General features: G+C 47.9%; 6 protein-coding genes. 3 read left to right on the top strand and 3 right to left on the bottom strand.

Translation table 11 applies throughout. The features are described 5' to 3' along the window. On the top strand, positions 1 to 2,322 hold a 2,322-nt coding region (locus VIM87_RS07255), incomplete at its 5' end, for an ABC transporter permease (protein ID WP_331996338.1). 16 nt (positions 2,323 to 2,338) lie between these two features. On the opposite strand, the gene VIM87_RS07250 is transcribed toward VIM87_RS07255, so the two are convergent. Then, entirely contained in the window at positions 2,339 to 4,738 is a 2,400-nt protein-coding gene (locus VIM87_RS07250; RefSeq protein ID WP_331996337.1) for an outer membrane beta-barrel protein, read from the bottom strand. 186 nt (positions 4,739 to 4,924) lie between these two features. On the opposite strand from VIM87_RS07250, the gene VIM87_RS07245 reads away from it, so the two are divergent. Both VIM87_RS07245 and VIM87_RS07240 read left to right on the top strand, forming a co-directional pair. Further along, a complete protein-coding gene (locus VIM87_RS07245) occupies positions 4,925 to 5,935 on the top strand; it encodes a sensor histidine kinase (protein WP_331996336.1) in 1,011 nt (336 codons plus the stop codon). 3 nt (positions 5,936 to 5,938) lie between these two features. Then, the gene (locus VIM87_RS07240) at positions 5,939 to 6,658 is read left to right on the top strand and encodes a LytTR family DNA-binding domain-containing protein (protein WP_331996335.1); all 720 of its coding nucleotides are present in this window, start codon (positions 5,939 to 5,941) and stop codon (positions 6,656 to 6,658) included. A gap of 3 nt (positions 6,659 to 6,661) precedes the next feature. On the opposite strand, the gene VIM87_RS07235 is transcribed toward VIM87_RS07240, so the two are convergent. After that, positions 6,662 to 7,171: an HlyD family secretion protein gene (locus VIM87_RS07235; RefSeq protein WP_331996334.1), complete on the bottom strand. Its 510-nt coding sequence runs from the start codon at positions 7,169 to 7,171 to the stop codon at positions 6,662 to 6,664. Between the two features lie 6 nt (positions 7,172 to 7,177). Further along, a partial coding sequence (locus tag VIM87_RS07230; protein ID WP_331996333.1) for a peptidase domain-containing ABC transporter occupies positions 7,178 to 9,169 on the bottom strand: 1,992 nt, incomplete at its 5' end.

The following is a 9,169-nucleotide window of genomic DNA, read 5'->3' as shown; positions in this document are numbered from 1 at the left end:
GGGCTGGCCTGCGTGCTGCTGATCTACCTGTGGGTAAATGACGAGCTGCATGTTGACCGGTTCAATGAAAAGGACAGCCAGCTGTACCAGGTAATGAAAACAGGTATTAGCGGGGATGGCAGCACCATGGTATGGTCAACGGCACAAGGCACCTTAGCCAATGAGCTGCCCAGGTCATTCTCTGAAATTGAACACGCGGTTGCTATAAGAAAGGAAGCCCAGACGGGAATTTTTTCAGTTAATGAAAAACATATTAAAGCAACATGGCGGTTCGTGAGCAGCGATTTTCTGAATGTATTTTCCTACCGACTTATTGAGGGAAATAAGAATAAAGTGCTGGCTGATAAATACGGAGTGCTGATCTCAGATAAACTTGCTTTGAAAATATTTAACACCACCCATAACCTGAGCGGAACGGCCTTTACATGGGATGCGGGTGGAAAGTATAATGGTACTTACACCATTAGCGGCGTGTATGAAGCGCCCCCTTCCAATGCCTCTGACCAGTTTGATCTTGTATTTAACTACGCAGTGTATGTTGACAAAGAGACCGGAGACCTGGGCGATATTTATAACTGGGGAAATAATAGCGTGTATACCTACCTGGTCCTGAAAAAAGGCACGGATATAAATGCCTTTAACAATAAGATCAAAGATTTTACAAGATCAAAAATAAAAACCATACCTGGTTCTGAAGCATGGATAAAATGGGAAGGAAGCCTGTTTGCCCGGAAATATTCAGACGGGTACCTGTACAACAAATTTGAAGATGGGAAATTTGTTGGCGGCAGAATTGAGTATGTACACCTTTTCTCCATCATTGCCATTTTCATCTTAGTGATCGCATGTATTAATTTCATGAATCTTTCCACAGCTAAAGCTGCCGGAAGAATGAAGGAAGTGGGCATAAGAAAAGTGATCGGTGCTCCCAGAAGAATGCTGATCTTCCAATATATGGGAGAATCCATGTTAATGTCGTTCCTGTCAATGGCAGTTGCGGTATTAATAATCTTTTTACTGCTTCCGCTATTTAAAGAGATCACCGGAAAACAGCTCACTATAAGCTTCAATGCAGGTGTTATTTTTTCCCTGCTAAGCATTGCAGTTATTACCGGCATCCTTGCCGGCAGCTATCCGGCACTTTATCTCTCCGGCTTCAGACCCACCGCTGTGCTGAAAGGAAAGCTGCACACTTCTGCAGGCGAATCACTGATAAGAAAAAGTCTGGTTGTTTTCCAGTTTACTGTTTCTGTTATGCTTATTATCGCGGTTATTGTGGTGTACCAGCAAATGAAGCTGATACAAACAAAAAATCTCGGCTATAATAAAGACAACATTATCCGGTTTGCCAATGTTGGAAAAGTGCACGATAATACGCCGTCGTTCCTTGCTGAAGCCAGGAACATACCAGGAGTTGTAAGCGCTTCCAGTATGGAAGGCGACCTTTTAGGCCATTCGGGCCATAGCGGCGGCGGTATTTCATGGGAAGGGAAAGATCCCAATTTAGGTATAGAATATTTTGGCGTTAGCGGTGATCTTGGCTACATGGAGCTGCTGGGGTTAAAAATGGCTGCAGGCCGTACTTTTTCAGGAGAGTTCGGCTCGGATAGCTTATCGGTTATTTTCAATGAAGCTGCTATTGCCAACATGGGAATTAAAGATCCCGTTGGCAAAACAGTTTCACTCTGGGGCCGTAAAAAACAGATCATTGGGGTAGTAAAAGATTTTAATTTTGAGTCCCTTTATAAAAAAGTAGGCCCTGCATTTTTGGAATATTCAACCCGCAACAGGACCATTCTTGTAAAAATAAAAGCTGGTGCTGAAGGCCAAACACTGGCAAAACTGGAACAACTCTATAGAAATTTTAACGAAGGACTTCCATTCGAATATAAATTCCTGGATGAGGATTACCAGGCCATGTATGCTTCAGAACAAAAAGTATCCGTATTATCCCGTTATTTCGCCATTGTAGCTATCATCATTTCCTGTTTAGGTCTTTTTGGTCTCGCTGCATTTACTGCGCAAAAAAGAAAAAAAGAGATCGGCATCAGGAAAGTGGTAGGCGCCTCTATCAACAGCATTATGCTTATGCTGACCAAAGATTTCTTAAAGCTTGTACTGCTGGCCGTACTCGTTGCATTTCCATTGTCGTGGTGGGCCATTAACCAATGGCTGCAAGGCTTTGCGTACCGTGTAAGCATCAGTGCCACTGTATTCCTGGTTGCAGGTGCAGCTATTATCATGCTCACTTTGGTAACAGTAAGCCTGCAGGCCATCAAGGCTGCATTAGCCGATCCGGTAAAGTCTTTACGGAGTGAATAATGGTCCTTCTATCAGGTTACATCTGTACCCTTTTTTCTACATCCCCTACCCCGTTCTGCCGGTCCCTGGCGGCCTTGATCTGCTGCCGTCCAAACTTCCAGGAAAAGCCAAGGCTTACGCGGCGGCTCTCCCAGCGGTTTATCCAGCGGATGGCAGAGGCATTCGTGTAGATATCCGCATCGTAGCGCTGCATATTAAATGGATCCTGCAGCGTAAAGCTGATCCGCCCTCTTTTATTGAGCACCGGCTTACTGGCGCTTAAACGTCCGCCATAGTTAGCGCGCTGCCGCTCCTGGCCTGAAGGCGCCGCAGTGTTATAGAACATGCTGATCATCAGCTTCAGGTTCTTACATACGGTGAAGGTGTTATCCAAACCGGTTTCCGCACCCCAGCTGCCATTGGTGAACCGGTTGCCCGGAATATCCGAAAGGTATTGCGCGTAACCAGCACCGCCATTGAAATCCATCTGCCACCATTTGGTAAGCGGCAGGCTGATACTTACTGATAGATACCCGTAATCGCTGCTGCCCAGGTTTGCAAAGGTGGTGGTTTGTATTTTCGTAAGGCTGTCCTGCTTAATAAGGCTAATAGCGCCTTTGCTGCCATGGCTGTAATACAGGGTGGTCCACAGGAACTGCCGGAAACCATGCCTCAGCTCAAAAGTATTACTGTAAGCCGCATTCAGGTAAGGGTCGCCCACGGTTTTATTATAGGGATCAATGGCTACCACAAAGGGGTTAAGGGAACTGTACGAAGGCCGGTCTATACGCCTGGAATAGCTGAAGGTAAGCTGGTTGTTATTATTTATTTGCTTCATCACATTCAGCGATGGAAAAAAGCCGGCATACCTGCGTTGCACCTTTTGCCCCAGCGTAAGGGAATTGCCGGTTGCATCTGTTCTTTCTGCACGCAGCCCTGCCTGCAGCGTCAACTGTTTCCATTCTTTTACCGCGGTTACATATACTGCCTGAATATTTTCCGTATATGCAAAATGGTTAGAGCGGTTCAGATCCGGCTGCCAAACCTGCTGCAGTAAGGAATCATAGCGTATGTCGTTATCGGTGCTCACCCTGCTAACCTTAAAGCCGGTTTCTATCCGGAAGGTTTTGGTAAAGTACTTTACATAATCTGTCTTTAGCGATAGCACGCTTATGTCTACCGGCATGGCGCTCCGGATCTCAGCGATCTGTGTGGCCTGGCCTTTTTCGCCGGCACGGTCCCAGTTCAGGATGCTCTCGCTTGCAGTTTTATCGTAGCGGGAAAGGTCGGCATCCAGGTTAAAGGTGCTGCCCAGGGTATCTGTCTCACGCAGTATGTTAAAGTTGTACGATAGGTTGTTCCAGCGGTCTTTCCCATCTGACAACGCCACCAGGTAGCGCTTTTCCGCAGGATCACTATATACGGCTGTATTGGCATCTGTAATGGCGTTGGTGGCGCTGATGTTACCTTTCAGCAACACGCCGATTGTTGTTTTGGTATCCGGCTTATAATCAGCGCCCAGCTTTCCGTAATGATAGTTGCCTATGGGGTGCCAGTAGTTATCATAATCAATAAAAGAGCCGTTGTTGATCACCGTATTCACTGTACGGTAATTGTACGATTCTGAATACGAGTAGCTATAGTCGCTGAAAAGGTTCAGCTTATTTTTCCGGTAGTTCATATTAATACCGGTGGCTGCCTTGGGATATTTACCCATGGATAATGACGTATATGCGCCGCCGTTTAAGCCCTGCTGCACATTCTTCTTCAGGCGTATATTAATAATGCCTGCGCTGCCGGCTGCATCGTACCTGGCCGATGGATGCGTGATGATCTCAATTTTAGCAACAACATCTGCCGGCTGGTTCTTCAGCCAGTTCAAAAGGCTTTCGCCGCTCAGTGAGGAGGGGCGGCCATCTATCCAGATCTGCACACCGGGCTTCCCCATCATCACTATGTTCCCGTACTGGTCCTGCCGCATACCCGGTGCATGGATCAGCAGGTCAAAGATCATATTGCCATGCGCCATTACGCTATTCTCCACATTCAGCACCAGCTTATCTATCTGCATTTCAACATAAGGCTTTTGTGCATTTACAGCCACCTCTTTCAAAGTATGCTGCTGCATCAGCAACAAAGGTTCCAGCATTACCTGCCGGTGCAGGCTATCGGAAGTAAAGCCCCTGCTGTAGGTTTTGCCGCTGCCGGCTTGTGTTGCAGCCAGCAGGTAGCTGCCATAAGACACATTTTCCAGTGTAAAGCGGCCCAGGCTATCGCATACCATTCCTTTAACCAATGAGCTGTCGGCCGCTTTCAGCAAGGCCACAGTAGCAAAGGGCGCCGGCCCGGCAGCTATATTTACCTGCCCGGATACACGCGACTGGGCATATCCGCTAAATTGCAAAATGATGAACAGGGAAGTAAAAAACAGTTTCATAAACCTTATTTTGAGACCCTGCAAAGATGCCTGCAAGCGGCCGGGCCTGTGGCTTCAATTATACCAACCCTCTCCGGGGTCCGACCAACCCGGGGCCGGCCGGTTGGTCGGACGTAAAAGGTAGTTTGTCGAAGAAAGAGCAGGGGCCCGCAGCTTCCCGGTAACTTTGGGATCAATTACGGTATTATGACAGATCATCATAGAAAAATACTTTTCAGCTTACTGCTTTTTTTGGGGGTAACGGTCATGAACCTTTACCTGGATGTTGATATTGATATAGACCTCAGCATTTTCATGGTTTCTTTTACAGCGCTGAAACTGGCCAGCTTTTATATTAACTATAAATGGCTGCATCCCGGGCTGCTGGCAAAAAAAAGATATGCCGCATGGCTGCTGAGCGTTGCCCTGCTGGTACTCAGCGTTATCACGCTGCGTTACCTGGTGGAAGAGGTATTGCTCCTGCGCCTGTTCGGGATCCGCAATTACTTCCAGGAGCTTACCTATACCTTCTATTTTAAAGACAATTACCTGCGTTTTGGCATCTGGGTTATACTGGCCAGCCTGGTACGTTTTATAGAGAACTGGTACCATTTGCAGCGGCAGCAAAGAGAGCTGGAAAAACAACATTTCACCGCGGAGATCTCCTTCCTGAAATCGCAGATCAACCCGCATTTCCTGTTCAATACCTTAAACAGCATTTACTCCCTCTCTTACCAGCAGTCGGAAAAAGCGCCGGCCGCCATCCTGAAGCTTTCGGAGATCATGCGGTATATGCTGTATGATACGGAAGACAAGCTTGTGCCGCTGGAAAAGGAGCTGCAATACCTGGGTAATTTTGTGGCATTACAGAAAATGCGTTTTAAAGAAACCATCTACGCCGATGTGCTGGTGGAAGGCGATACGCAGCACCAGCAGATAGCGCCGCTGCTGCTGATCGCTTTTGTGGAAAACGCCTTTAAACACGGCGAGCTGCATGATCCTGCTGACCCGGTGCTGATACAGGTGACCCTTGAACCGGACCAGCTGCAGCTGTATGTGCAGAACCGCATAAGCGCGCAGGGGAAAGATGAAACGGGCGGCATTGGCATCACTAACATCAAACGCAGGCTGGAGCTGCTGTACCCCGGCCGGCATACATTAACGGTAAATAACAACGGAACGCATTACATTTGTGAACTTAAGCTGAAACTGGCCTAGCCCATGCAAAAATTACGCTGTATTGCTATAGATGATGAGCTGCTGGCACTGGATGTGATAACCGATTACATTCACAAAACCCCTTTCCTGGAGCTGGTATACAGCACCAGCCAGGTGCTGGATGCCTTGCCACTGGTGGAAAGCGGCGGGGTGGACCTGGTGTTCCTTGACATTCAAATGCCCCAGCTGAACGGCCTGCAGTTCATGAAGATCATTCATGGCAAAGCCCTTGTTATATTCACTACCGCTTACCCGCAGTATGCGCTGGACGGCTATGAGCATGATGTGCTGGATTACCTGCTGAAACCTGTTGCCTACGAACGTTTTTATAAAGCTGCGCAAAAAGCGCTCAGCGCCATCCGCCCCAGCCAGACCCAGGTACCCTATGAAAAGCCTGCGGCAGAGCTGCCCAATTTTATTTTTGTGAAAACGGATAATAAAATGGTAAAGGTGCAGCTGTCGGAGATCCTGTTCGTGGAAGGCCTGAAAGATTATATTGCCATACAAACCACTGCTGAAAAGATCATTACCCTGCAGAATATGAAACGCATGGAGAAGATCCTGCCAGCGTCCCGGTTTGTGCGGGTACACAAATCCTATATTGTTTCCCTGGAAAAAACGGATACCATTGAGCGGAACCGCATCTTCATCGGCGATCATGTAATACCCATCGGCGATACTTACCGGGAGCCTTTCTTTCAGCTTATTGAGGGCAGGGAATAACGCTTATTTCATTTTCCATAGCTTGCCAAATAAGCGTGCTGCTATGCTTTTATCCTCTGTTGTAATTTCAGCAGCGCCATCCAGCAGCGGATGAAGGGGCAGTGTTTTACCTGCAGTGGTAAGCAGGCCATGTGTTAATTGTATCTCCGCATAAAAACCATTTATACTGGTTACAGTTCCCTGCAGCATGCCAAATTCTTCCTGCGGGTATGCTGTAAGCTTTATCAATACCGGCTGACCGGCTTTTACTTTCCAGGCAGCTGCCGCCGGAATGTTAGCTGCAGCCAGCCCTTGCCGGATGGTTACGGGCACTGTTACAATCTCCGGGTAATGAAAGAACCAGGCGCCTGCCAATGCAGCTGCTGTTAGCAATGCAATAAGATAAATACCGATGCGGATGATCCAGTGCGGCATTTTTCCCATGATCTCCTGCACGGCTTCACTCCGCACTTCCAGCGAATGGTGAGTGGCCTGGCCATTTAATGAGGCGGTATGTTGTTGTGTATCCGGCATGTTATATTATCCTCCCAATTCCAATTGATTTTTTACCAGCTCAAAATAATTTCCTTTTTGTGCGGTGAGGGTGGCATGCGTTCCTATTTCCACGATCTCACCTTTTTCCAGCACTACGATCTGGTCGGCATGCTTTACTGTGCTTAGCCTGTGCGCGATCACCACCACTGTTTTTCCTTTAAAAAGCGCTTCCAGGTTACGCATAATAATGCTTTCATTGTTGGCGTCCAGCGCGCTGGTAGCTTCATCAAAAAATAAGTAGCGGGGATCTTTATAAATGGCGCGCGCAATCTGGATCCGCTGCTTTTGTCCTGCGCTAATGCCGCCGCCTGCATTCCCGATCTTAGTCTGGTAGCCCATTGGCAGCTCTTCAATAAAACCGCGGATGTTAGCTGCTTCCGCTGCATGTATTAATTTATGCTTGTCGGGCTTTTCATCACTGATACCAATATTCTTTGCAATGGAGCCTGAAAAAATAAAACCATCCTGCATCACGTTGCCACATTGCCGCCGCCACCAGCGGGGCGATATTTCCTGTAAGCGCCGGTTGCCCACCCATACCTGTCCTGCGCCCGGCTCATAGAATTGCAGCAGTAATTTTAACAGGGTAGTTTTACCACTGCCGCTGGTGCCTACAATGGCGGTAACCTTTCCTTCCGGTATCACCAGGTTAATGTTCTTTAAAATATATGGCGATTGTTTTCCACCGTACCGGAAGGATACATTTTCCAGGCGGATCCCGCCATTGCCTACCGGCAGGGCCTCCTGGCCGGGCTGCTCTTCATCCTGCCGGTTATGGATCTCGCCTAAACGGTCCAGGCTCATTTTTGCATCCTGGGCCGATTGTATAAAGGTTAACAGCTGATCCAAGGGGCTGTTCATCTGCCCTATGATATAGCTTACAGATAACATCATGCCCAGCGTAAGGTGCCCGTTCATAACTTCCCGGGCAGTGATAAAAGAGATCAGGATATTCTTCAGCTGGTGAAAAAAAACGGAACCCAGCTGCTGGTATTGCCCTAATGCCAGGTTCTTTACATTCACCTTAAAAAGCCCTGCCTGCACCTGTTCCCATTCCCAACGCCGGGCGGTTTCGCAATTATTTAACTTTATCTCCTGCATGCCGGTGATCAGCTCAAATAAAATATTCTCGTTCTCACTCATGCGCTGAAAGCGCTTATAGTCCAGCGCTTTACGGCGGCGCAGGAAAAACAGGATCCAGCCGATAGCAGCAGCGCTGAACAGTACAAACACCAATAATATCTTCAGGCTGTACACAGCCAGCACGATGGTAAACACCAGCAGGTTCACAAAAGAAAAAAGAGTGGAGAGTGTAGTACCGGTCAGGAAGTTCTGTATGCGGGTATGATCGCCTATGCGCTGGTGAATGTCGCCGATCATTTTTGTATCGAAAAAACGGATGGGCAGCTTCATGAGCTTGATCAGGAAATCGGAAATAATGTGGATATTGATACGGCTGTTCATATGCAACAGGATCCAGCTGCGGATCATTTCAATGGCAGTGGAGCCGGCAAATAATAAGAGCTGCGATACCAGCACCAGGTATACAAAGCCGGTGTTGTTGCGGTTAATGCCATAGTCCACCAGGCTTTGGGTAAGAAAAGGCAGGATCAATGATAACACGCTTGCTACCAGCACGCTTAAAAATAGCTGCACAATATATTTGCGGTAGGGCTTTATGTAATTGAACAGGAAACGGAAGCCGGTGGCGGTTTCCCGGATGGATTCCTTTTGGTAAAAGGCTGCGGTAGGTTCCAGCATCAGTATGGCGCCGGTGTTGCTGTTACCCTGCCAGCAATCAAGAAAGGTTTCTTTGTCCAGCTTTACCAGCCCATGGCCCGGATCAGCCACCAGGATCTTTTCCCGCTTTTTATGCCGGTTATATTCCTGCGGGGGTAACACTACAAAATGCTGCTGGTTCCAATGAAGTATGCAGGGCAGGTCTACCTGTTCATCCAACTGCTCAAAGGTGATGCG

This window comes from Chitinophaga sp. (assembly GCF_036569125.1).
Classification (GTDB): domain Bacteria; phylum Bacteroidota; class Bacteroidia; order Chitinophagales; family Chitinophagaceae; genus Chitinophaga.
The sequence above is the reverse complement of the archived record's forward strand: the minus strand, read 5'-3'. Positions and strand labels throughout refer to the sequence as shown.